The sequence below is a fragment of the Serratia sp. NA_112.1 genome (assembly GCF_052691715.1).
On sequence record NZ_JBQZFO010000002.1, the window covers coordinates 182,032 to 206,305 of the forward strand.

The following is a 24,274-nucleotide window of genomic DNA, read 5'->3' on the forward strand; positions in this document are numbered from 1 at the left end:
TATGTATTGGCCGTCACAATGGCTGGATTTTTGCTTAGCTAAATTCGGGTAATGCGACTGCGCTCTCGCGCAAATTATTTTCCCCGTCTACACATAAAGTGACTGGTCCACGCCCCTGGGCGTTTCGCTATACCCGTCATACTTGAAGCCGTATCGGTGTTGGCTGCGAACACCCACCCCAGACACTGACATGAGTAAGCATCCTGGGGATGGATGTTCTTGCCGCCTTGATACAGCTCCAATTATTTGGGGTCTAAAAACAGTGCTGAGGAATACAACAATGTCATCGAAACTTATTAAAAGTCCGCTCGCTGCTCTGCTTATCGGTTGTTTAGGTTCTGCTTTTTATGCTCAGGCGGATATCGTTATTGGCGTCGCCGGGCCATTCTCCGGGCCGAATGCGACCTATGGCGATCAGTATTGGCGTGGTGCCTCACAGGCGGCAGCGGATATCAACGCCGCCGGTGGGATTAAAGGGGAAAAAATCAAACTGGTGCAGGGGGATGACGCCTGTGAACCCAAACAGGCGGTCGCGGTCGCCAACCGATTAGTGGATCAGGACAAGGTCGCGGCGGTAGTAGGGCACTTCTGCTCCTCCTCCACCATGCCGGCCTCCGAGGTGTATGACGAAGCCGGGATTATCGCCATCACCCCCGGATCCACCAACCCGCAAATTACCGAACGCAACATGACCAACATGTTCCGCATGTGCGGCCGCGATGATCAGCAAGGGGTGATTGCCACCAACTACATGCTCAATACCCTGAAAGCCAAACGCATCGCGGTGATCCACGACAAAGACACCTACGGGCAGGGGCTGGCAGATGCCGCCAGGGCTGAGATGAACAAGCGCGGCGTGAAGGAAGTGCTGTATGAAGGGCTGTCTCGCGGTGAAAAAGACTTCAACGCGCTGGTGACCAAGCTCGCCTCGGTCAAACCCGACGTGGTTTATTTCGGTGGCTGCCATCCAGAGGCCGGGCCATTGGTCCGCCAAATGCGTGAGCAGGGCGTGACCGCCAAGTTCTTCTCCGGTGACTGCATCGTGACCGAAGAACTGGTGACCGCTGCCGGTGGGCCACAGTACACCAACGGCGTGCTGATGACTTTCGGTAACGATCCGCGCCAAATTCCGGAGGGTAAAACGGTGATCGCCAAGTTCCGCGCCAGCGGTTTTGAGCCGGAAGGCTACACCCTCTACTCCTACGCTTCGATTCAGGCGATCGCCGCAGCCTTTAGCGCTACCGGCGGTAAAGACAGCGCCAAGGCCAGCGAATGGCTGAAATCGCATGATGTGGATACCGTGATGGGCAAAAAGGCCTGGGACAAGAAAGGCGACCTGAAGGTATCGGATTACGTGGTCTATCAGTGGGACGATAAAGGCAAATATCACCAACTCTAATCCATCCTCGGCGTCTTTCAAGCCACAGCGTTGTTGGCTGCATACGGTCACCCCAGTCACTTAGCGTATCTAAGTTCCTGGGGATTCGCGTACTTGCCGCCTGGCTGTAACTTGAAATCCATTGAGGATTAACCCATAAGCGGATCCGCGTGTTCGGCGGGTCCGCGCCGATACTTCCCTTGGGCCGCGTCTGCACTAGCTTGCGGTCCCACCAGGCGAGACTGCTCATTATGGATGTTTTCTTTCTGCAACAGTTGATCAACGGCCTGACGCTCGGCGCGGTTTACGGCCTGATCGCCATCGGCTACACCATGGTTTACGGCATTATCGGCATGATTAACTTCGCCCACGGCGAGGTATACATGATTTCCGCCTACCTGTGCGCCATTGGGTTGGCGTTACTGTCGTTCTTCGGCCTGCAATCCTTCCCGCTGCTGATCCTCGGCACGTTGGTGTTTACCATCGTCGTCACCGGGGTGTATGGCTGGGTGATCGAGCGCATCGCCTACAAACCCTTGCGCAATTCCACTCGTCTGGCACCGCTGATCTCCGCTATCGGCATGTCGCTCATTTTGCAAAACTACGCGCAAATCAGCCAAGGACCGCGCCAGCAAGGGATCCCAACGCTGCTGGACGGCGTGTTCCGCCTCAACTTTGACGGTGGGGTGATCCAAATCACCTACACCAAGGTGTTTATCCTGGTCGCCTCATTGCTGGGCATGGCCATCCTCACTTACATCATTCAGCACACCCGTCTGGGGCGTATCTGCCGCGCCACCCAGCAGGATCGCAAGATGGCGTCTATTCTGGGCATCAACACCGACCGGGTGATCTCCCTGGTGTTCGTGATTGGTGCCGCCATGGCCGGGCTGGCGGGGGTGTTGATCACCATGAACTATGGCACCTTTGATTTCTACGTCGGCTTTATTATCGGCATCAAGGCCTTTACCGCTGCGGTGCTGGGGGGCATTGGTTCGTTACCCGGCGCGATGCTTGGTGGCCTGCTGCTGGGCGTCGCGGAGGCGCAGTTTGCCGGCATGGTGAACTCCGATTACAAAGACGTGTTTTCCTTCGGTTTGCTGGTGGTGATCCTGATTTTCCGCCCTCAGGGCCTGCTCGGTCGGCCAATGGTCGCTAAGGTTTGAGGGGAAAACTATGTCGCAATCTAGGGTTCACCCAGGGCTGAACGTTAAACGCAGCTTGCTGGATGCGGTGCTGGCCGGGCTGATCGCTTTGATCGTCTTCGGGCCTATCGTCGGTATTGTTCTCAACGGATACAGTTTTAACTTTGAACCGCGCCGCCTGGCGTGGATTATCGCCGCGGTGATGGCCGGGCGGCTGTTGCTGAGCCTGTTTCTGCAAACCGCGCCGGGGCGCAAGCTGTTGACGCGTTTTGACGGCGGTAATGACGGGGTATATGTCCGGGCGATAGGGGCAAAAACCAGCCTGCGTTGGGGAGTTCCGTTAATGGCCGTGATCGCGCTGTTGTTCCCGTTTGTCGCCACCAAATATCTGCTGACGGTGGCGATCCTGGGGCTGATTTACGTGCTGCTCGGGCTGGGGTTGAACATCGTTGTCGGGCTGGCCGGGCTGCTTGATCTCGGTTACGTGGCGTTTTATGCCATTGGCGCTTATGGCCTGGCGCTGGGTTACCAGTATCTCGGGCTGGGGTTCTGGGCGATGCTGCCGCTGGGGGCGCTGATGGCGGCGCTGGCCGGTGCGCTGCTGGGGTTCCCGGTGCTGCGCATGCACGGCGACTATCTGGCGATCGTCACGCTGGGGTTCGGGGAAATTATTCGTCTGGTGCTCAATAACTGGATGTCGCTGACCGGTGGCCCCAACGGCGTCTCGGTGCCTGCGCCGACGATTTTTGGCCTGGAATTTGGCAGGCGGGCGAAGGACGGCGGCGTGCCGATCCACGAATTCCTTGGTATCGCCTATAACCCCAACCTGAAATTTATCTTTATCTATGCGGTGCTGTTCCTGGTGGTGCTGCTGGTGCTGTACATCAAGCACCGGCTGACGCGCATGCCGATTGGTCGGGCCTGGGAGGCACTGCGCGAGGATGAAATTGCCTGTCGCTCCCTCGGGCTGAACCACGTTCTGGTGAAGCTGTCGGCCTTTATGATGGGCGCCTCCACCGCCGGGCTGGCCGGGGTGTTTTTCGCCACCTATCAGGGCTTCGTCAACCCCACCTCATTCACCTTCTTTGAGTCGGCGTTGATCCTGGCGATCGTGGTACTGGGCGGTATGGGGTCGACCATCGGTGTGGTGCTGGCGGCGTTTGTACTCACGGTGGCACCTGAGCTGTTGCGCAGCTTCGCCGAGTACCGGGTGCTGCTGTTCGGCGTGTTGATGGTGGCGATGATGATTTGGCGGCCCCGTGGGCTGGTGCGCATCAGCCGTTCCAGCTTTGCTCCGCGCAAGGGGGTAGAGCCATGAGCGACGCTATCCTGAAGGTTGAGCATCTGATGATGCATTTTGGCGGCATCAAGGCGCTCAATGACGTCAATCTGGCGGTGGAGCGTGGCTCCATCACCGCGCTGATCGGCCCCAACGGTGCCGGGAAAACCACGGTATTCAACTGTCTGACCGGTTTTTACCGTGCCACCGGCGGAGCGATCCTGCTCAATACCTATAAGCGCCCGACCGACGTGATCCAGGTGCTGGGGCAGAAATTCCATGCCGGCGATTGGGTGAATCCAAAGCGGTTCGGCTCGCGCGTTTACTACAAAATGTTTGGCGGCACCCACCTGGTCAATCGCGCCGGGCTGGCGCGTACCTTCCAGAACATCCGTTTATTCCGTGAAATGTCGGTGGTGGAGAACCTGCTGGTGGCGCAGCACATGCTGAGCAACCGTAATCTGATCGCTGGCGTGCTCAATACGCCGGGTTATCGTCGGGCAGAAAGCCAGGCGCTGGATCGCGCCTTTTACTGGCTGGAAGTGGTGGAACTGGTGGATTGCGCCAACCGGCTGGCGGGGGAGATGTCCTACGGTCAGCAGCGGCGGCTGGAGATTGCCCGGGCAATGTGCACCACGCCGGAGATGATCTGTCTCGACGAACCCGCAGCCGGGCTAAACCCGGTGGAGACGGCGACGCTGAGCCGCATTATCCGTTTTCTGCGTCAGCACCACGGTATCACGGTGTTGTTGATTGAACACGATATGGGCATGGTGATGGAGATCTCCGATCGGGTGATTGTGCTCGATCACGGTGATGTGATAGCCGAAGGCACGCCGAAAGAAATTCAGCATAACGATAGGGTAATCGCCGCTTACCTTGGCGCGGACGAAGAGGAACTGGCGGGATGAGCAATGTGATGTTGGAGTTTCGCAACGTAGACGTGTTTTATGGCCCTATACAGGCGTTGCAGCAGGTCTCGCTACAGGTGAATGAAGGGGAGACGGTGGCGCTGATTGGCGCCAACGGCGCGGGTAAGTCGACGCTGCTGATGTCCATCTTCGGCCAGCCGCGCATCAGCGGCGGGCAGATCCTGTTTCGTGGCGAAGATATCAGCCACCGTTCCACCCATTATGTTGCCAGCAGCGGTATCGCTCAGGCTCCCGAGGGGCGGCGTATTTTCCCGGATATGAGCGTGGAGGAAAACTTGTTGATGGGTACCATTACCGTCGGCAACCGCTATGTAGCGGAGGATTTACTGCGCATGTTTGATTTGTTCCCACGCCTGAAGGAACGGCGTAACCAGCGGGCGATGACCATGTCCGGCGGTGAACAGCAGATGCTGGCGATCGCCCGGGCGCTGATGAGCAGGCCAAAACTGTTGTTACTGGACGAGCCGAGCCTCGGGTTGGCGCCGATCATCGTCAAACAGATCTTCAGTATTTTACGGGAGCTGACCCGTGGCGGTATGACGTTGTTTCTGGTGGAGCAGAATGCCAACCACGCGCTCAAACTGTCCGATCGCGGCTATGTGCTGGTCAACGGCCAGATTCGCCTGACCGGCAGCGGTGCGGAGCTGTTGAACGATCAGGAGGTAAGGAAAGCCTATCTGGGGGGGGCCTAGAACTGGCGCTGGATCCAGCGTACGTTCAACCGTACCAATGCAATAATGCCGTTGGACAACATCCGCAGCCCGGTGGGTAAATCGCGGCGGCGGATATCCAGCAGCAACACGGTGCGCACCTGATCGCTGTCGTTCCACACCTCGTGTTCGAAGGTATCGTCCCACAGCATAAATTCCCCATCATTGAGCCGGTATTCTTGCCCGTCGACTTTCAACACGGCGGCGGGCAGACCATCGGCACCCTTGGGCATTGCCAGCACCAGATAACCGCGCAGAATGCCACGGAACGGGCCACGGTGCGCCGGCACCTGTTTACCGGGGGCCAGGAAAGACAGCGAGGCGGAAAGCACATCGGGGGAGGAAGCGATCAGGCTGGCCAATAATGGGCAGCGGGCGAGATTGCGGGTTATCGGCTGGCCGTAGGCCTGCATGATAAACATGCGCCAGTCACGTGCGTCATTGGCAGAGATCGACGCCTGTTCGCTCATTATCTCGTGAAATCGCGGAATATTGTGCAGATCTTGCGCCAGAGTCAATGCCTCATCACGGATCTGCGGCCACTGGGCGGTAAAACGCTGGGCGTCGGGGAACAGTTGGGTACTGTCGAGCACCGGCGCACTGCTGATGCGGCGATCGTAAATGCGGCGGAATACCAACACTGACCAATCATAGATAGCTGACATATGACCTCAATTAACGTGACCAAAGCTCTCGCCGTCCGTTGATATTATTATTGTTTAATATGCGACTGCCGGGTGATTAATTCACCGTTATACAAACGTTGGCCGTCCGGCTCGAAAGCCTGCGTCAGGCAATGAATGCCATCGGCAATCAACGACTGCATCGGCTGGCGATAAGTGGTCAACTGGTAACTGGGGGAGGCGGCCAGTTCAATATCATCAAATCCCACCACGGCAATCGGTGCGCAGGCCGTGGATGGCAAAAGGCTGGCGAAAAAAGTACCTTAATAAAAGTGTGACGCATATCGCATTTATCCAGCCGATTGGTTAAAATATGGCTACTTCCCGCACCCGTCCGGATCCCGTTTAACATGGAACACACTCAGGTCTCTCGCTCAACTGCCTGGTTGCGCGTGGTCATACTTGCCGTCTCGGCCTTTATCTTCAATACCACCGAATTTATTCCGGTCGGGTTGCTGAGTGATATCGCCCAAAGCTTCTCGATGCAGACCGAGCAGGTGGGATTGATCATCACTATTTATGCCTGGATCGTCGCCGCCAGTTCGCTGGTGTGTATGCTGCTGACCAGCCGGATTGAGCGACGCAAACTGCTGATCGGGGTATTTATCCTGTTTATCGCCAGCCATGTGCTGACCGCCGTGGCATGGAACTTCACCACGCTGGTGATTTCCCGTGCCGGTGTGGCGCTGGCCCATGCGGTATTCTGGTCGATCACCGCCTCATTGGCGATCCGGGTCGCACCGGCGGGTAAAAAGGCACAGGCATTGGGCCTGCTGGCCGGGGGAACCGCGCTGGCGATGGTGCTCGGTTTGCCGCTGGGCCGTATCGTGGGTCAAATTCTCGGCTGGCGCATGACCTTTATTGGTATCGCCGTCTGCGCCACGCTGGCGCTGGTGCTGCTGTGGCGTTTGCTGCCGGTGCTGAAAAGCGAGCATTCCGGCTCCCTGGCCAGCGTGCCAATGTTGTTTAAGCGCCCGGCGTTGGTCAGCCTGTATATGCTGACCATCATTGTGGTGACGGCGAATTTTACCGCGTACAGCTATATCGAACCCTTTATTCAGACCGTAGCCGGGTTGTCGGAAAACTTCACTACCTTGATGCTGTTGCTGTTCGGTGCCGCCGGGATCGTCGGCAGTCTGTTGTTCAGCCGCTTCAGCGAACGCTTCCCGTCGGGCTTTTTCATCGGCGCCATCGGCTTATTGATGCTGAGCCTGCTGCTGCTGTTACCGGCCTCCGGCGATGAAAACCACCTGACGGTGTTGTTCGCGGTATGGGGCATGGCGATCATGGCAATTGGCCTGTCGATGCAGGCCAGGGTATTGAACCTTGCTCCGGACGCTACCGATGTGGCGATGTCAATCTATTCTGGGCTGTATAACTTCGGCATCGGTGCTGGCGCACTGCTGGGTAATCAGGTCAGCCAGTATCTGGGCATGGGCAACATCGGTTTTGTCGCGGCCCCGCTGGCGTTGATCGCCCTTGGCTGGTGTCTGCTGAACTTTTACCGTAGCGAACGCCTGCAACACCACCAGATCCGCTAACTTCCCGCGCTCTGATAGTGGGCCGCCGGCTCACTATCAGGCCTCTCCCCACGGCTTAAATTCTCTCTATCCTGACCTAGCCACCCGGCGTTGTGCATTGAGACAACGCCGGGATCTTCAGCAAAAAAACTCGCGATCATCCGAAAATAATTCCGTTATCACCGTTTCCTCTCCTGCCTTACTGTTAACCCGGAAGACCTACCCTTACCACCACCGGGAGATAACCTATGGGCATCCTGACCACCCAAGATGGCACGCGCATTTTCTATAAAGATTGGGGCCGCGGGCAACCCATCCTGTTTTCTCACGGTTGGCCACTATCCGCCGACGCCTGGGATAACCAAATGCTGTTCTTCGGCCAAAGCGGTTACCGCGTTATTGCGCACGATCGCCGCAGTCATGGCCGCTCCGACCAAACCTGGGACGGCAACAGCATGGACCGCTATGCGGACGACCTGGCGGAGTTGATCGAAGCGTTGGATCTGCGGGATCTGATCCTGGTGGGGCATTCAACCGGTGGTGGTGAAGTGGCGCGCTATATTGGCCGTCACGGCAGCACGCGGGTGGCGAAGGTGGTACTGGTGGGCGCGGTGCCGCCGCTGATGCTCCAGAACCCGACCAACCCAGAGGGCTTGCCGATGTCGGCTTTCGACGGCATTCGCAGCGGAACGGCAGAAAACCGCTCTCAGTTCTTCAAGGATCTGGCGGTGCCTTTTTACGGCTTCAACCGCAAGGGGGCCAAGGCTAATGCCGGGCTGATGGATAGCTTCTGGCTGATGGGCATGCAGGGCGGGGTGAAGGGGTTGTACGACTGCGTGCGTGAGTTTTCCGAAGTCGACTACACCGCCGACCTGCTGGCGATTGATAAACCGACGCTGCTGGTGCATGGCGATGACGACCAGATTGTGCCGATTGCTGCATCGGCTTTGAAAGCTGCTAAGCTTATCAGGCAGGCTGAATTGAAGGTCTATCCGGGGGCTTCGCATGGGCTGGCACAAACCGACCCCGACCGGTTCAATGCCGATTTACTGGCGTTTATCCAGTCTTGACCCCATCACCCGGATGGGGGTTTTGCCTGTGAACCGGAGCCGACTATGAGCACTGCCGCTTTTATTTCTCGAGTCAGACATGCTGTTGATACTCCTTTGCTTCGTTGGCTGATGTTGCTGGCGATTTGCGCCGCTTATATCCAGGGCGGTTTGGTCAAGGCACTGGATTTTAACGGTGCCATGGCAGAAATGACCCATTTTGGTCTACAGCCAGCGGCGTTGTTTGCCGGGCTGGTGGTGGTGCTGGAACTGGGGGCTTCGGCGTTGATCCTGACCGGTTTTTACCGCTGGCTCGGCGCATTGGCGCTGGCCGGATTCACTCTGGCTGCCACGCTAATGGCCAACCGTTTTTGGGACATGAGCCCGCCGGAGCGTTTTATTGGCATGAACGGATTTTTTGAACATATCGGACTGGCGGGGGCGTTGCTGCTGGTGGCGCTTTACGATCTCAAGGAGCATAAAGATGGCTGAATCAGCACAGGACAAAGCAGCACCCGGTGGTTTCGCGCCGCTGAAGATCCCGGTATTCGCGGTGTTGTGGGGAGCCACGGTGCTGGGCAACGTTGGCAGTTTTATGCGCGACGTCGCCAGTTCCTGGCTGGTTACGGATTTGTCCTCCAATCCGTCGGCGGTGGCGCTGATGCAGACCGCCGCCACGCTGCCGGTATTCCTGCTGGCGATCCCGGCGGGAGTGCTGTCCGATATTCTTGACCGTCGTCGCTTTCTTATTTTTGTCCAAATCTTACTGGCCTGCGTCAGCGGCACCTTGCTGCTGCTGTCGCAAAACGGCGCGTTGACCGTCGAGTATTTGTTGGCTCTGACCTTTATCGGCGGTATCGGCGGGGCACTGATGGGGCCGACCTGGCAATCTATCGTGCCCGAGCTGGTACCGCGAGCCGATCTCAGAAATGCGGTGGCGCTGAACTCGCTTGGGATAAACATCGCCCGTGCCATCGGCCCGGCGGCGGGAGGGCTGCTGTTGGCCAGCTTCGGTGCCGGTGCGGTCTACGGTGCCGACGTACTGAGTTATGTGTTCGTGGTTACCGCCCTGCTGTGGTGGCGCAGGCCGAAGGTGGAGGATAACGGGCTTTCCGAGCATTTCTTTGGCGCTTTCCGTGCCGGTATTCGCTATGCCCGCGCCAGCCGTGAGCTGCATGTGGTGCTGCTGCGGGCGGCGGTGTTCTTTGTGTTCTCCAGTTCGGTCTGGGCGCTATTGCCGCTCGTCGCGCGTCAGATGCTGGGCGGTACCGCCGGTTTCTATGGCATTCTGCTAGGCGCAGTGGGAGCGGGAGCGATCGGCGGTGCAGTGCTGTTGCCAAGATTACGTCAGCGGCTGAACGCCGATGGTCTGGTGTTATTGGCGGCAGTGATCACCGCCGTGGTGATGGCTTTGCTGTCGATTGCACCGCCGCAGTGGCTGGCGGTGTTACTGCTGCTGGCGCTGGGGTCCGGTTGGATTATCGCGCTGACCTCACTGAACGGTGCAGCACAAGGCGTTCTGCCAAACTGGGTGCGCGGACGCGGGCTGGCGATTTACCTGATGGTGTTTAATGGCGCGATGGCTGCCGGTAGTCTGCTGTGGGGGCTGATTGCTCAGGAGATCGGCGTGGCTGCCACGCTGTTGGCGGGCGGTATCGGCTTGCTGGTGATTTCGCTGCTGTTTCATCGCATTCGCCTGCCGGAAGGCGAGGCCGACCTGCAACCCTCCAATCACTGGCCGGAACCCTTGCTCAACACCCCGGTTGAGAACGATCGTGGACCGGTGATGATCCAGGTGGAATACCGTGTCCGGCTGGAAGATCGCCCGCAATTTCTGCGCACGCTGCAACGTCTGTCACGGGTGCGTCGTCGTGACGGTGCCTACGCCTGGGGGCTGACCGAACATACCGCCGATCCACAGTGTGTGATGGAGTGGTTTATGGTGGAGTCCTGGGCCGAGCATTTGCGCCAGCATCAGCGGGTTTCGCATGCCGATGCGGACTTACAGCAGGAGGCGCTGCAGTTCCATATCGGCCCGGAAAAACCATTGGTGCACCATTTCCTGTCACTTGAACTACGGCACCTGGAGCGGCAAACGACAGGAGAATAAACATAAAAAAACCCGCCCAGGTTTCCCTGGGCGGGCGGCTTTACTGCGGTTTGAACCTATGCCCGGTCAAAACGATCGAGGTTCATCACCTTATTCCAGGCGGCGACAAAGTCGTAGACAAAACTCGCCTGAGCGTCCGAACTGCCATAGACTTCCGCCAGCGCGCGCAGTTGAGAATGTGAACCGAAGATCAGATCGGCGCGGGTCGCCGTCCACTTAAGCGCATCGGTTTGGCTGTCGCGCCCTTCGAATACGCCGTCATCGCCAACCGCTTTCCAGGTGGTGCCCATATCAAGCAGATTGACGAAGAAGTCGTTGCTCAGCGCCTGTGGCCGTTGGGTCAGCACGCCATGCTGGCTCTGGCCGACGTTGGCGTTTAACACCCTCAGCCCACCCACCAGTACTGTCATTTCCGGAGCGGTCAGCGTCAGCAGCTGCGCTTTGTCGACCAGCAGGGTTTCGGCCGGAATGTTGAACTGGCGTTTCAGGTAGTTACGGAAACCATCGGCAACCGGTTCCATCGTTGCGAAGGAGTCGACGTCGGTCTGTTCCTGCGTGGCATCCATACGGCCCGGCGTAAAGGGCACGCTTACCGGATGACCGGCGTTGACTGCTGCCTGTTCGACAGCTGCGGCACCGGCCAGCACGATCAAATCCGCCAGCGAGACGCGCTTGTTGCCCGACTGGGCATTATTGAACGCCTGCTGGATTTCTTCCAGCTTGGCCAGTGTTTGCGCCAGTTGCACCGGTTGGTTGATTGCCCAGTCCTTCTGCGGTGCCAGACGAATGCGCGCACCGTTGGCTCCGCCACGCTTGTCGGAACCGCGGAAGGTGGAGGCGGAAGCCCAGGCGGTGGAGACCAGTACCGAGATCGGCAGGCCGGAAGCCAGGATGCTGGTTTTGAGATCGGCGATATCCTGATTGTTAATCAACTGATGATCGACAGCCGGGATCGGATCTTGCCAAATCAGCTCTTCGGCCGGCACTTCCGGGCCGAGATAGCGGGCGCGTGGCCCCATATCGCGGTGGGTCAGTTTATACCAGGCACGGGCAAAAGCATCGGCGAACTGGTCAGGATGCTCATAGAAGCGACGCGAAATCTGCTCGTATGCCGGATCGAAGCGCAGCGACAGGTCGGTGGTTAACATGGTTGGGCGCTGTTTCTTCGCCGGGTCGAACGCATCGGGAATGGTCTCGCCAACGTCTTTGGCCACCCACTGGTGTGCGCCGGCCGGGCTCTGCGTCAGTTCCCACTCGTATTCGAACAGGTGTTTGAAGAAGTCGTGGTTCCACTGGGTCGGCGTGGTGGTCCAGGTCACTTCCAGGCCGCTGGTGATGGCATCCTTACCTTTACCGGTGCCGAAGCTGCTCTGCCAGCCGAGGCCCTGCAGCTCAAGGCCTGCGCTTTCCGGATCGTCACCCACATGCGAGGCCGGGCCTGCGCCATGGGTCTTGCCGAAGGTATGGCCGCCGGCGATCAGCGCCACGGTTTCTTCATCATTCATCGCCATTCGTGCAAAGGTCTCGCGAATGTCACGGGCGGCAGCGACCGGATCCGGGTTACCGTCCGGGCCTTCAGGGTTAACGTAAATCAGGCCCATTTGCACCGCTGCCAGCGGATCTTCCAAATCACGATCGCCCGAATAGCGGCTGTTCTGACCGCCGCTCAGCTCCAACCAGATTTTTTCCGATCCCCAATAGACGTCATCCGGCTCCCAGGTATCGGCGCGACCGCCCGCATAGCCGAAGGTTTTAAAGCCCATGGATTCGAGCGCGACGTTACCGGTAAGGATAATCAGGTCAGCCCAGGAAATTTTGCGGCCGTATTTTTGTTTGATTGGCCACAACAGGCGACGGGCCTTATCGAGGCTGACGTTATCGGGCCAACTGTTGAGCGGTGCAAAACGTTGCTGGCCTTCTCCCGCGCCGCCACGGCCATCGCCGATGCGATAAGTGCCGGCGCTGTGCCAGGCCATACGGATGAACAGGCCGCCATAGTGGCCGAAGTCTGCCGGCCACCAGTCCTGCGAGTCGGTCATAAGGGCGTGCAGGTCTTGTTTAACGGCGGCCAGATCCAGACTGTTAAAGGCTTTGGCATAATCGAAGTCAGGGTCCATCGGGTCGGAAAGGGAGGAGTGCCGGTGCAGTGGCTTCAGGTTAAGTTGGTTGGGCCACCAGTCCTGATTCGAAGGGCCACGGCGTGGCGTGTTCGGTTTGCCGCCACCCGAAAATGGGCATTTGCTTTCAGTTGTCATGATGCGCTCTCTGCTTCTGTAGGTTCGCTCACCAGGCCTTGTCTGCCGGTAGCTGGGGAGCCGTTAACTTGACATCGCGGATAACTGCCCGCGTCGGTTGTTGCGCTAATGGTTCTTCTAATTAGCTGATTATTAAATAATAAGAAATGAGGCTTTGCCAACCGCTGATAGGGCTCGCATTGATACTCAGTTCTAAGCTTAGTCAGTGGATGAAGATAGATAAAATAGGAATGGTTGAATGTTTTAATAGCTTGTGACTATTGAATTTTTATTGATTGATAGAAATTTTCTGGTAGTAAGGCCGGTCGGGTTTATCGAATAGCGATGAATATAATGTAGCGTGGCGTTGTGTTCGTAATGGTCGATGCCATTTTTGACGATGGCATCTTGTGAGGTGAAGGAGGCAATATCTTCGTCGTCTGCAATCGGAAACTCAATCCTCATGCGCTTCCTGATTGAGAATTCGGGAGCGGCAAACGTCCAAAATCTCATCGGCCAGCGCGGAGTCATCAGGGCAGGCACGGGACAGCACCAGAGCACCAACAACATGTGCGATGGTATCGATCAGGTCGGCACGGGTTATGTCACCTTCGCCATTTTCATTGGCTAAAAGGGCCAACTGACGTTCAATGCCAGTTGCAAACGTCGCCTTAATCGATTCAGATTGGCGGGCCGTATCGGTGCCTAGTGCCGACATCACACAACCCTTGCCCATATCATCGCGATGCTGGCGGGAGAGATAGTTTTCAACAAATTCTTCCCGGCTCATATCCGCCGTACTTTCTGCGGATTGCATAAAACCACAGCACATCGCCTCCGACATTAAATCGGCCTTGGAACCGAAGTGCTTATAGAACCCGCCGTGGGTTAAACCTGCCGCTGACATCAGTTCTGCTACACCCACGCCGTCATAACCCCGCTCACGAAACAATTCTGAAGCTGTTTCAACAATACGTATTCGGTTTGCCCGCACCTGTTCTTTAGAAACTCTCATTGCTCTGCCTCATCTTCTGAAACGCATGCCGCAAGTATACATTGATGATGATCGTAATCAAAATGATTGACTTTTTAGATTACGATCATCATCATTAAATCTGTCCCGTTAGCCACCACTATCAGGGTTATACAGACATCGCAGTTTGCGAATTTTATTTATTCATTGATAAATAAGGGTTATTCATGACCAAATCAACAGTTCTGATTACCGGTGCTTCTACAGGTATTGGTGCCGTATACGCTGAACGGTTCGCACGCCGGGGCCATGACCTGGTTCTGGTGGCTCGCGACAAGACAAAACTTGATAGCCTTGCCGAGCGGTTGAGGCAAGAAAGCGGTATTGCCGTCGACGTTCTGCCTGCTGACCTCACGCAAGCTGATGATTTAGCGGCTGTTGAAGCTCGTTTACGTGATGACACGCGGATAGGCATTCTTATCAATAACGCGGGTATCGCGCAGTCGGGCAGCTTTACAGAGCAGACGTCTGATTCAATTGAGCAGCTTATCGCGCTTAATGTGACGGCTTTAACCCGACTGGCCAGTGCAGTGACGCAACGGTTTGTGCTGGCCGGCGAGGGCGCTATCGTCAACATCAGTTCCGTCGTCGGGCTCGCCCCTGAATTTGCAATGTCGGTTTATGGCGCAACCAAAGCCTTTGTTCTGTTCCTGTCTCAGGGCATGAATATTGAGCTGTCGCAGAAGGGCATTTATGTTCAGGCGGTGCTCCCTGCCGGGACTTACACGGATATTTGGCAACGTGCAGGTATCGACACCAACACTTTGCCCCAAATGATGGCAGTGGGCGAATTGGTTGATGCGGCCCTGGTTGGGTTTGATCGGCGTGAACTCGTTACCATCCCACCTTTGCAGAACGCCGCACGCTGGGACAACCTCGATGCTGTGCGTCAGATTCTGCTATCGGACATCAAACAAGATGAAGCCGCAGAGCGATATAAAACTCTTTAGACAAAAAAGGGGCTTGCCCAGAACAATCGTTCAGCTGCCTGCACGGCAGGGGAAAAACAAATGAATAATAAGACGATGAAAGTCTTCACGTTTAAGCGTTACGGTAAATCTCCTGAATTAGGGTTTGATGACGTAGATTATCCTTCGCTCAAGGCTAATGAAGTCTTGGTTAAAGTTTACGCTGCGGGTCTAAATCCAATCGACAATATGATCCCAACCGGAATATTTAAGCCGGTTCTGCATTTTAAGCTTCCTGCAACCTTGGGTAGCGATCTGTCTGGGGTTGTTATTGCCGTGGGAAGTCGCGTGACTCGTTTTTCCCCTGGTGATGAAATCTTCGCCAGCCTCTTCGATACGGGAACGGGGTCTCTTGCCGAATTTGCGGTGGTGCCTGAGAGCGCTGCAGCTATAAAACCGGCAAACCTGGATTTTGTGCAGGCGGCTTCGCTCCCTATGGTAAGCCTCACGTCCTGGCAAGCACTGACAGAGCGAGTCCGGCTGCGGCCTGGTCAGAAGGTTTTCATCCCGGCGGGTTCTGGGGGAATAGGCTCCTTTGCCATCCAACTGGCGAAGCAACTGGGCGCAACCGTGGGGACGACAACCAGTACGGGCAATATCGAATGGGTGAGGAGCCTGGGGGCTGACGAAATCGTTGACTATAAAAAAGAAGCGTTCGAAAAGGTATTGGTTGGCTATGATGTGGTTCTTGGCACCATCAGGGGAGATACGATTGAAAAATCCACCCAGATCCTAAAGCCTGGAGGCAAGATTGTTTCTCTCATCGGGCCGCTAGATGTCAGGTTTGCGCGGGCTAGAGGGTTAAATTTCTTTCTGACTTTTATCTTCAGGCTTATGAGCCGCAATATTATGCGTCTTTCAAAAAAACGGGGCTTAACCTATACCTTTCTATTCGTTCGGCCTGAAGGTGTTCAACTCAGTCAAATAGGAAAACTGGTCGAAACCGAACAAATCAAACCCGTGATCGACAAGGTATTCCCCTTTGCTCAAACAAAGGAGGCTCTTGGCTACCTTGCCCAGGGGCATGCGAAGGGAAAAGTGGTTATCAAGATGCAGGATTAATTCCTTATTCTATGCTGCCGTGTTGCCGTTGTCGGATAAGTGGCTATTATCTTTCCTTTAAACCCTTGCCGCTGCTGAAAGGATTGCCTGCCACTATGCCCGTGAATTTTGACCTCAACGATCTCTACGCCTTCCGCGCGTTGGTTGAATACGGTAATTTTCGGCTTGCCGCGGAGTCCATCTGCCTTTCGCAGTCAGCATTGAGCCGCAGGATAGAGAAGCTGGAATCCGCTCTGGGGATTAAGCTGTTCGACAGAACCACCAGGCGCGTCACGCTAACCCTGTATGGACAGACCTTTGCCGAGCGTTCAGATCAACTCTTGATGAACGTTGAGTTGGTATTAGCCGATATCGATAAGGTCAGTCAGGACAGAACGGGTCTGGTCACCGTCGCCACGGTGCCTTCAGCGGCTTATTACTTTATGCCCGACGTGATTCGCCGCTTCCAGGCTCGCTATCCACGCGTACGCGTTAAGCTTATCGATAGCAGTGCCGGCAATGTCATCGAAGTGGTGACCAGCGGCCAGGCCGACTTCGGCATCTGTTTTGCGAGAAACCTGCAACCCAATATCGAATTTCTGCCGTTGATTGGGGATGTTTACGTGGCTGCCTGCAGGCGCGATCACCCTCTGGCCGGTAAAAAAAGCCTGACCTGGCGCGAGTTTTATCAGCAGGATTATGTGGGGCTGGATAAGACCTCCGGCAACCGCAATTTGCTCGATCAGATGCTGGCACACATCATCCCTGAGCGTGCCAGCCTCTGCGAAACGCGCCATGTGACGACCATGCTGGGCATGGTTGAGGCGGGTATCGGCATTGCCGCCGTACCCGCTATGTCGATGCCGGGAGCAGATCATTCGGTGCTGACTCACCTGCCACTGACAGACCCGGTTGTAAAGCGCACCGTCGGCCTGATCAGGCGCAGCGGACGTATGCAATCCTACCTTGCCGCTGAGTTGGAAAAACTGATCACTGAACAGTATCACTCTGCCTAGCCGGTTGTTCAGCCTTCACGGCCCTCATCCCGGTGGCGTGAATGGTTTTTTGCGCCTGCGGGGAAGACAGGAAATCCAGTAGCGCTTTGCCTTCCTGAGGGTGTTCGGCTTTGGCGGTGACCGCACCGGCAAAACGGGTAATGTACTGGACATTGTCAGGCAGTTCGCCAATAAAGGTGACACCCGGGACAGGGAGCAGTTCACTGACCTGCTGGAAACCTACCGCATATTTTCCTTTCGCCACTTCCGATGCCACTGGAATGCGTTCAACCTTATGCGCTTTCTCCTTCAACTGGTCTTCAAGACCCAGTTTTTGGAAAAGCTGGCTGCTGACATATCTGCCGCTGGCACTGTCAGAATAGGCAATGGATTTAGCCTGCAGCAGGGTATTGCGCAGCTCTGCATCATTTTTGATATTGGGTTTAGGGTCACCTTGTTTGACCACCATGCCAATCGGCGAATCGGCCAGTTCAACGCGCGAACCCGGCTGTATCCAGTTATCCTTTTCCAGCTTTTTCAGTGCATCGCCCACCATAATCACCACGTCGGCATTTTCGCCGCGAGCCAGGCGTGCCGGTATCGCCTGGGGCGTATTCCCCATCGAGGGGCCGGAGACCAAAATGATTTTGTCGCCACTCGTTGCTTCGAACTGTGGGGCCAGTTTTTCCAGTGCGGCTTTAAAGCCCCCTGAAATCATGACGGTCACTTCTTTAGCTTGCACTCCTGTACTGGCAGAGAAAATCACCAAGGTGGCGAGGAGTGAACGGTAGATTTTTTGCATAGCGTAATCCCTGATTTAACCTGCTGTTTGTAAAGTTAATGTGCTGCGACGGTACAGATAGAAGGTCGCCAGCAATGCGCATAACGCAGCAAAACTCATCCAGTAGCCGGGGGATGCCTTGTCGCCGGTGTACTCAATCAGTGCGGTAGAAATGACCGGTGTAAATCCGCCAAACACAGCGGTCGCCAGGCTGTAGGCCAGTGAGAAACCGGCAACCCGCACCTCCGTCGGCATGATCTCGGTTAACGCCGGGATCATGGCACCGTTGTAGAGGCCATAGATAAAGGAGAGCCATAACAGCACCGTGAGCATCATGGAGAAGCTGGGGGCTTCGGCCAGCAGGCTAAGAGCCGGATACGCAGTGACCAGTGCCAGCAGGGCCATGGTGATCAGGACAGGTTTACGACCAAAATGGTCTGACAGAGCGCCCCCTACCGGTAGCCAAAGGAAGTTGGATATTGCTACCAGCAAGGTCACCAGCAGGCTGTCAGAGGCGCTCAGCATCAGGACTTTTTTACCGAACGTCGGTGCATAGACGGTGATCAAATAAAATGCGGTGGTGGTCATAGCGACCATCAGCATGCCGGCAATAACCACCTGCCAGTTCGCCAAGAGGGTTTTAAACACCTCGCGCATCGCCAGGTGGTTGCGACGGGCGTTAAACTCCTGGGTTTCTTCCAGTTTACGGCGCAGTAAAAAGATGAAAGGGACAATCAGGCAGCCGAACAGGAAAGGCAGACGCCAGCCCCATTCGCGAATGGCGCTTTCTTCCATAACGGCATTCAGGGCAAAACCCATCGCCGCGGCCACCATAATGGCCACTTGCTGGCTGCCAGACTGCCAACTGGTGTAAAAGCCTTTACGGCCTGGGGTGGCAATTTCGGCCAGGTAAACGGATACGCCACCCAGTTCAGCACCGGCTGAGAAACCTTGCAATAAACGGCCGCCAAGCACCAGCAACGGCGCCCAGATCCCGATCGTTTGATAAGACGGGATAAGCACAATCAGGAAGGTCCCGGCCGCCATGATCGACAGAGTCACAATCAGCCCTTTACGTCTGCCGACTTTATCAATGTACGCACCCAACACGATTGCACCGATAGGGCGCATCAAAAAGCCCGCGCCAAAGACCGCGAAGGTCATCATCAGTGAGGCAAATTCACTGCTGGCCGGAAAAAAGGTATGGGCAATGTAGGTGGCATAGAACCCGAACAGGAAAAAATCAAACTGCTCCAGAAAGTTGCCGGAGGTAACTCGCAGTATCGCGCTGATTCTGGCCCTGTGGGTCATGGGGGCGTTAGAGGAATGCATCTTAATCTCCAGTTTGTCATCGGCGCTTTTACTGCGCCTGTTGCTGCAGACTGGATCAGGTCAATAAAGTAAATAAGCGCAATAAACTCATCAACTGATGCGTTTGCCGCATGAATCAACGTTAACAATTTAATGCGATAAGCCGTAACGGGTCATTAACAATGATTCCCCTGTGCTGAGTTGTTCGCTGGACGCTAAAACTTCATGCGCATTTTGTGACAAGCCTCATACAGGGGAAAGGACAGAAAAATGCTTAAAGGGAGATACAGGAAGGAGTTCATGGGTTGGCAAACTCACTGCCGCGATCATTTTTGGTTCTCCTGATGACTATTTTCAGCCGTTTTCTGCGTCTGTTTCATGTAATTAATAAATGCGCGTAATGGGCCGGACATATATTGGCGATTGGGATAATAAAGTTGCAGGGAGGGGCGTTCGGGGAGCCAGTCGTCAAGAACCTTGACGAGCTTGCCGCTTTGCAGATGTTCTTTCACCTGTTCGTAATAGAGATAGCCCAGCCCGGCTCCGCACAGAACCGCCTCGAGCGCTGAATCCATATCGTCGAGCATGATATTACCCACTGGAGCTACTTCAAGTTTCCCTGAAGGGTTTTCAAATTCCCAGAGGTAGGGGCGGCCGCTCTGGAAGCGAAAAACGACGCTTTGGTGATGAATCAGCTCGCACGGATGTTTCGGTGCAGGGTGATCTTTAAGGTATTCAGGCGGATCCCGGCATCGAATTCCTGTCGGACAATGTCCACCAGCTTGTCCTCGGTGGTGATCTCCACTTTGATGTCCGGATATTTGCGGCTAAACCCGGCTATTAGCGGCAGCAGAAAGAGACGTGAGGCCAGGCGTGAAGTATTGATTTTGAGGGTACCCATCGGGGCATCGCGGAAACAATTCATCTCGTCGAGTATGGTATTGATTTCATCAAATACCGGGCGCAGCCGTTCAAAAAGGGTTAACCCCGCTTCAGTCTGCGCCACGCTGCGAGTGGTGCGATTAAATAAACGGACCTTTAATCGCTGTTCCAACGGCTTGTAGAGTGACTCATGGCGGAGGGGGATAGCCCCAGTTCATCGCCCGCTTCGCGAAAACTTTTGTAGCGAGCGACGGCAATAAACGAAGCAAAGTCTGAAAAGTTCGGCCGTATTAGTGAATTTCTCTCAATAACACGATTGGCGTGGAGGAGGGGGTTACCGACGGCGAGGCCCACTACCAGAAACTGTTCGCCGAGGCGCGTGAGGTTGTCAGTTCTCTGAGAGAAACCAGCGGAGCCTGAGTACTAACGCCGGGTTAAAATGCAAAAAGCAGACTTCCGGGGAAGCCTGCTTTTCTAATTTGGCGAGGTTATTGAGCGGTGAGCTCTCTGCGGATGATCTCAGCGCCTGCGCTTAACGCATTGAGCTTGCCCGTGGCGACCCGACGAGACAACGGGGCCATACCGCAGTTGGTTGAAGGATAGAGTTTGTCGGCGTCCACAAACTGCAGTGCCTTGCGTAAAGTATTGGCGACTTCTTCGGGGGTTTCTATGGTGTTGGTGGCCACGTCAATGGCACCTACCATCACTTTTTTACCGCGAATCAGTTCAAGCAGGTCCATTGGAACATGCGAGTTATGACATTCTAGTGAGATTATATCGATATTGGATGTCTGCAGTTTGGGGAAAGCTTCTTCATATTGCCGCCATTCTGACCCCAACGTCTTTTTCCAATCGGTATTGGCTTTGATGCCATATCCATAGCAGATATGCACGGCCGTTTCACATTTAAGCCCTTCGATGGCTCTTTCTAAAGCGGCGATGCCCCAATCATTCACTTCATCAAAGAAAACATTAAATGCCGGCTCATCAAACTGGATAATATCGACCCCGGCCGCCTCTAACTCCCGGGCTTCCTGGTTGAGAATTTTTGCGAATTCCCAGGCCAGTTTTTCACGGCTTTTATAGTGGTTATCATAAAGCGTATCTATCATCGTCATCGGGCCTGGCAGGGCCCATTTAATCGGCTGCTTGGTCAGTTGACGTAAAAATCGGGCGTCTTCAACAAAAACCGGCTTTTGACGGGTGACTGCACCGACGACTGTCGGCACACTGGCATCATAGCGGTTACGAATTCTAACCGTCTGCCGTTTTTCAAAATCAACGCCGCTCAGGTGCTCAATAAAGGTCGTGACAAAGTGTTGGCGCGTTTGCTCGCCATCACTGACAATATCAATGCCTGCGCGTTGTTGATCTTCCAGGGACAAGCGCAGAGCATCTTGTTTACCCTCAATCAGTTCCTCATCCTGCAATTTCCAGGGTGACCAAAGTGTCTCAGGTTGTGCAAGCCAGGACGGCTTGGGTAAGCTACCAGCAGTCGAAGTAGGTAATAATATTTTCATAATGGATGACCTTTTATTTTGGGTTAATCAAAGCGCGCAGTGAGCAGACCATTGCTCAAAAATAGTCTTATAGGGTTTGATAAAGTGTTCTTCAGTAAATTTCCCCTGCTCAATAGCCAACTGGCTACGCTCTTCACGGTCATAAACAATTTTTGTTAATGAATGATCCTGGTGATTCAGGGCCGGCTGATAGTATTGTCCGGCTGCAGAGTTTGCATTGTAAATCTCAGGGCGGTAAATCTTTTGGAACGTCTCCATCGTGCTGATGGTACTGATAAGTTCAAGATCGGTGTAATCACCGAGTAAATCACCAGAAAAATAAAAGGCCAAAGGCGCAACGCTATTTTTTGGCATGAAATAGCGAACCTGCAAGCCCATTTTGCTGAAGTATTTTTCAGTCAAAGAAGAATCATTCTGCTGGTATTCAATGCCTAATACAGGGTGATCATTCCCTGTCCGATAATAGGTGTCTTTACTTGAAACGCTCAGGCAGATTACCGGCGACTTTGTAAAATTATCTTTGTACTCATCTGAGTTGACGAAATATTTAAATATATTCCCATGCAAGTTACCAAAGTCATCTGGAATGCTAAAGCCGGATTGGTTATTGTTGTGTTCCAACAGTAATACGCTAAAGTCATAATCTCGCACGTAAGAAGAAAAGTTATTGCCTACAATACCCTCAGTGCGTTTATTGGTTTTTTTATCAAAAATGTTGGTTTTTAATATCTCAATGACGGGGAAGCTATTGTTATTGTCTTTAATATTCATCTCAACAGAAATGATTTCAAGTTCGACAGCATAACGATCGCCTTTGGGGTTATCCCAATGCGCCAGGTTATTGAAACGATTGTCAATCATCACCAGAGTGTTGCGCAGGTTTTCCTGACGGTTCTTGCCTCTGGCCAAATTGGCAAAGTTGGTAGTGATGCGCGTATTTTCGGAAGGGTTATAATTTTCATCGAAACTACTGCTCTTGATGGTAAATGTAAAATCTTTGTTCATCGTGATCTTGCACCCTGAGTTCTGGCATGAAACCTGAATCCAACTTTTTGATTTTCCAGAAACCACTGGCTTTCTCGTTCGTCAGTCTTCATGTTGTCAGTAAGTTAACATTGCATCTTTTATGCCAGAGCCACGGAATGAGTGAAAGCGACTTAATTTCATTACCACATGAGGCATATTCATGATCTGGGGAGCGGCGGGGGAGATGTCGTTAGTGGGGGCAGTGACGGGGCAAAAAGCTTGGAGAAACGCCCCCTACAAACGCCTTTGGTGTTTACCACCTCAACCCGGCCCCTCGCTTCCTGCCGCCAGTAAAGGAACCAGGATGTCGCTAATAGGGGTAGGAATACCTTGTGAATGGCCATAACGCTGCACGACGCCATTGCGTATTTCCCATTCCAGCGGGCGATTGGCCTGGCGATCGGCGAGAATGGAGGTACCCAAGTCCGCAGGCACACGATGAAAACCGTCAACGATCTCCTGGGGAACGTTATCGCTAAGTACCGCACCTTCGGCACGTGCGACAGCCAGACATTCATGCAGATAAGCCAGTGCCAGTTTCGTGATATCCCCGCGTGAGAACATTCCCGCACGGCGGTTTGCAAGAACCATCAGGCCCGCGACCGCATTCTGCAAGAGTTTGCGCCAGGCGATCGAGAGGAAATCGGATGACAGTTCGACGCTGCAGCGGGTACCGCTGAGCGCATCAACGACCCTTTTTACCTGTGGCACATCCGGGAGTGTCAAGCGCGGTTTAGCCCGCAGGCGGACAGACGAATCCGACTCGCGCTGCGCCGGGAACCATACGACCGAAGGCAGTACCGTTGCTCCGTTAACATAGGGTTCCAACAGGGTTTTCTGTTCGACGCCGTTTTGCAGTGCACACACGACCGTGTTTTCATCGCACAACGCGGCAAGCCAATTGACGCTCTCTGCCACCTGGGTCGTTTTCACCGCCACAAAGACCAGATCAAAGGGTTGGGTATCGGTCGGCGGCCTGCTCAATACCGGACCAGGAACCACCACTTCACCTTCATCGTGACGCAGCATTAATTGGGGGTGCGCGGTGCGCCCGCAAAGCAGTGGCGTGCGGCCAACTTCATGCAGTGCAGCAGCGATAGTGGAACCAATCGCGCCGGGACCAATCAGAGCAATAGTAGGGGGGTTAGGCATTTCAAGTCCTCCTGTTGTCATCAATCCATCAACAGCGTGCCGGTAGCACCCACCGTACGCGCCAGAATTTGCTCAACGTGTGTATTTCACCGGGAAACAGATAACCCAGGAATGTGGCAAACCGCAAGCTGATTTCGTGTCGCACCGAGACGGCACTGAACGCCTCTGGTAGTCCACAGGAGAGCCTCACAGAATCGTTGCTTTGGGATGTATTGAGAATAGGGGGGAAAAATCGCTTAGGGCCAGGAGATGAGCATGCTTTTGCCTGGCATGTGCGATATTCAGAAAAGCAAAAAGCCCGCTTAAGTTTCCTTAAGCGGGCTTCTCTAATATGGCTCCTCTGACTGGACTCGAACCAGTGACATACGGATTAACAGTCCGCCGTTCTACCGACTGAACTACAGAGGAATCGTTTGAACGGCCGGAATCATAACGGGGTGTTGGCAGCATGTCAAAGGCGGATTACGCATTCTGTGACTGTTTGCTTACAGAATGCGCAACCCGTTGAGCTTTTGGCAGATTTAG

Annotated in this window: 21 protein-coding genes, 1 tRNA gene and 1 pseudogene; 12 read left to right on the plus strand and 11 right to left on the minus strand. The window is 54.7% G+C overall.

Annotation, left to right across the window (positions count from 1 at the left end; genetic code table 11):
- Nucleotides 1-280: 280 nt before the first annotated feature.
- The 5 genes from ACUTQ5_RS05190 (at nucleotide 281) to ACUTQ5_RS05210 (ending at nucleotide 5,426) form a co-directional block, all read left to right on the plus strand.
- Complete coding sequence (locus tag ACUTQ5_RS05190) at nucleotides 281-1,399, plus strand: branched-chain amino acid ABC transporter substrate-binding protein (RefSeq protein WP_445650362.1); 1,119 nt, start codon at nucleotides 281-283, stop codon at nucleotides 1,397-1,399.
- A 230-nt stretch (nucleotides 1,400-1,629) separates the two neighbouring features.
- A complete protein-coding gene (locus ACUTQ5_RS05195; protein WP_017893418.1) occupies nucleotides 1,630-2,544 on the plus strand; it encodes an ABC transporter permease subunit in 915 nt (304 codons plus the stop codon).
- A gap of 10 nt (nucleotides 2,545-2,554) precedes the next feature.
- The gene (gene livM, locus ACUTQ5_RS05200) at nucleotides 2,555-3,841 is read left to right on the plus strand and encodes a high-affinity branched-chain amino acid ABC transporter permease LivM (protein WP_445650363.1); all 1,287 of its coding nucleotides are present in this window, start codon (nucleotides 2,555-2,557) and stop codon (nucleotides 3,839-3,841) included.
- Nucleotides 3,838-4,713 carry an ABC transporter ATP-binding protein gene (locus ACUTQ5_RS05205; protein ID WP_445650364.1) on the plus strand — a complete coding sequence of 292 codons (876 nt, stop codon included), beginning with the start codon at nucleotides 3,838-3,840 and terminating at the stop codon, nucleotides 4,711-4,713. Before livM ends, ACUTQ5_RS05205 begins: the two co-directional genes overlap by 4 nt.
- Nucleotides 4,710-5,426, plus strand: a complete 717-nt coding sequence (locus ACUTQ5_RS05210; protein ID WP_445650365.1) for an ABC transporter ATP-binding protein — start codon at nucleotides 4,710-4,712, stop codon at nucleotides 5,424-5,426. The genes ACUTQ5_RS05205 and ACUTQ5_RS05210 overlap by 4 nt, the downstream gene beginning before the upstream one ends.
- Here ACUTQ5_RS05210 and ACUTQ5_RS05215 read toward each other — a convergent pair.
- Together ACUTQ5_RS05215 and ACUTQ5_RS05220 are read right to left on the minus strand one after the other, a co-directional pair.
- Nucleotides 5,423-6,109 carry an aspartyl/asparaginyl beta-hydroxylase domain-containing protein gene (locus ACUTQ5_RS05215; RefSeq protein ID WP_445650366.1) on the minus strand — a complete coding sequence of 229 codons (687 nt, stop codon included), beginning with the start codon at nucleotides 6,107-6,109 and terminating at the stop codon, nucleotides 5,423-5,425. The genes ACUTQ5_RS05210 and ACUTQ5_RS05215 overlap by 4 nt on opposite strands.
- 47 nt (nucleotides 6,110-6,156) lie before the next feature.
- A complete protein-coding gene (locus ACUTQ5_RS05220) occupies nucleotides 6,157-6,339 on the minus strand; it encodes a hypothetical protein (RefSeq protein ID WP_445650367.1) in 183 nt (60 codons plus the stop codon).
- 138 nt (nucleotides 6,340-6,477) lie between these two features.
- Between ACUTQ5_RS05220 and ACUTQ5_RS05225 the strand changes: the two genes are divergently transcribed.
- From ACUTQ5_RS05225 to ACUTQ5_RS05240, 4 genes are all read left to right on the plus strand, one after another.
- Nucleotides 6,478-7,668 (plus strand): sugar transporter, encoded by a 1,191-nt coding sequence (locus tag ACUTQ5_RS05225; RefSeq protein WP_445650368.1) that lies wholly within the window; start codon nucleotides 6,478-6,480, stop codon nucleotides 7,666-7,668.
- A gap of 227 nt (nucleotides 7,669-7,895) precedes the next feature.
- Nucleotides 7,896-8,717: an alpha/beta fold hydrolase gene (locus ACUTQ5_RS05230; protein ID WP_445650369.1), complete on the plus strand. Its 822-nt coding sequence runs from the start codon at nucleotides 7,896-7,898 to the stop codon at nucleotides 8,715-8,717.
- Nucleotides 8,718-8,762: 45 nt separating this feature from the next.
- Complete coding sequence (locus ACUTQ5_RS05235) at nucleotides 8,763-9,188, plus strand: DoxX family protein (protein ID WP_445650370.1); 426 nt, start codon at nucleotides 8,763-8,765, stop codon at nucleotides 9,186-9,188.
- The gene (locus ACUTQ5_RS05240) at nucleotides 9,181-10,806 is read left to right on the plus strand and encodes an MFS transporter (protein WP_445650371.1); all 1,626 of its coding nucleotides are present in this window, start codon (nucleotides 9,181-9,183) and stop codon (nucleotides 10,804-10,806) included. Before ACUTQ5_RS05235 ends, ACUTQ5_RS05240 begins: the two co-directional genes overlap by 8 nt.
- Nucleotides 10,807-10,862: 56 nt before the next feature.
- On the opposite strand, the gene katG is transcribed toward ACUTQ5_RS05240, so the two are convergent.
- Entirely contained in the window at nucleotides 10,863-13,061 is a 2,199-nt protein-coding gene (katG, locus tag ACUTQ5_RS05245; protein WP_445650372.1) for a catalase/peroxidase HPI, read from the minus strand.
- Nucleotides 13,062-13,494: 433 nt separating this feature from the next.
- A complete protein-coding gene (locus ACUTQ5_RS05250; protein ID WP_445650373.1) occupies nucleotides 13,495-14,055 on the minus strand; it encodes a TetR/AcrR family transcriptional regulator in 561 nt (186 codons plus the stop codon).
- 185 nt (nucleotides 14,056-14,240) lie between these two features.
- On the opposite strand from ACUTQ5_RS05250, the gene ACUTQ5_RS05255 reads away from it, so the two are divergent.
- The 3 genes from ACUTQ5_RS05255 (at nucleotide 14,241) to ACUTQ5_RS05265 (ending at nucleotide 17,098) form a co-directional block, all read left to right on the plus strand.
- Nucleotides 14,241-15,023: an SDR family NAD(P)-dependent oxidoreductase gene (locus tag ACUTQ5_RS05255; protein ID WP_445650374.1), complete on the plus strand. Its 783-nt coding sequence runs from the start codon at nucleotides 14,241-14,243 to the stop codon at nucleotides 15,021-15,023.
- A 60-nt stretch (nucleotides 15,024-15,083) separates the two neighbouring features.
- On the plus strand, nucleotides 15,084-16,103 hold the full coding sequence (locus ACUTQ5_RS05260; RefSeq protein ID WP_445650375.1) for an NADP-dependent oxidoreductase: 1,020 nt from the start codon (nucleotides 15,084-15,086) through the stop codon (nucleotides 16,101-16,103).
- Between the two features lie 95 nt (nucleotides 16,104-16,198).
- Nucleotides 16,199-17,098: a LysR family transcriptional regulator gene (locus tag ACUTQ5_RS05265; protein ID WP_445650376.1), complete on the plus strand. Its 900-nt coding sequence runs from the start codon at nucleotides 16,199-16,201 to the stop codon at nucleotides 17,096-17,098.
- Here the strand turns inward: ACUTQ5_RS05265 and ACUTQ5_RS05270 are convergent.
- The 7 genes and pseudogenes from ACUTQ5_RS05270 to ACUTQ5_RS05300 form a co-directional block, all read right to left on the minus strand.
- Nucleotides 17,073-17,879 (minus strand): substrate-binding domain-containing protein, encoded by an 807-nt coding sequence (locus tag ACUTQ5_RS05270; protein ID WP_445650377.1) that lies wholly within the window; start codon nucleotides 17,877-17,879, stop codon nucleotides 17,073-17,075. The genes ACUTQ5_RS05265 and ACUTQ5_RS05270 overlap by 26 nt on opposite strands.
- A gap of 15 nt (nucleotides 17,880-17,894) precedes the next feature.
- Entirely contained in the window at nucleotides 17,895-19,190 is a 1,296-nt protein-coding gene (locus ACUTQ5_RS05275; protein ID WP_445650378.1) for an MFS transporter, read from the minus strand.
- Nucleotides 19,191-19,495: 305 nt separating this feature from the next.
- Nucleotides 19,496-20,342, minus strand: a pseudogene (locus ACUTQ5_RS05280) (LysR substrate-binding domain-containing protein).
- A 197-nt stretch (nucleotides 20,343-20,539) separates the two neighbouring features.
- Entirely contained in the window at nucleotides 20,540-21,571 is a 1,032-nt protein-coding gene (locus tag ACUTQ5_RS05285; protein WP_445650379.1) for a methionine synthase, read from the minus strand.
- A gap of 27 nt (nucleotides 21,572-21,598) precedes the next feature.
- Entirely contained in the window at nucleotides 21,599-22,576 is a 978-nt protein-coding gene (locus tag ACUTQ5_RS05290; RefSeq protein ID WP_445650380.1) for a DUF1852 domain-containing protein, read from the minus strand.
- Nucleotides 22,577-22,858: 282 nt separating this feature from the next.
- Nucleotides 22,859-23,749 (minus strand): oxidoreductase, encoded by an 891-nt coding sequence (locus ACUTQ5_RS05295; RefSeq protein WP_445650381.1) that lies wholly within the window; start codon nucleotides 23,747-23,749, stop codon nucleotides 22,859-22,861.
- Between the two features lie 332 nt (nucleotides 23,750-24,081).
- Nucleotides 24,082-24,157 (minus strand) — tRNA-Asn (locus tag ACUTQ5_RS05300).
- Between the last annotated feature and the right edge of the window lie 117 nt (nucleotides 24,158-24,274).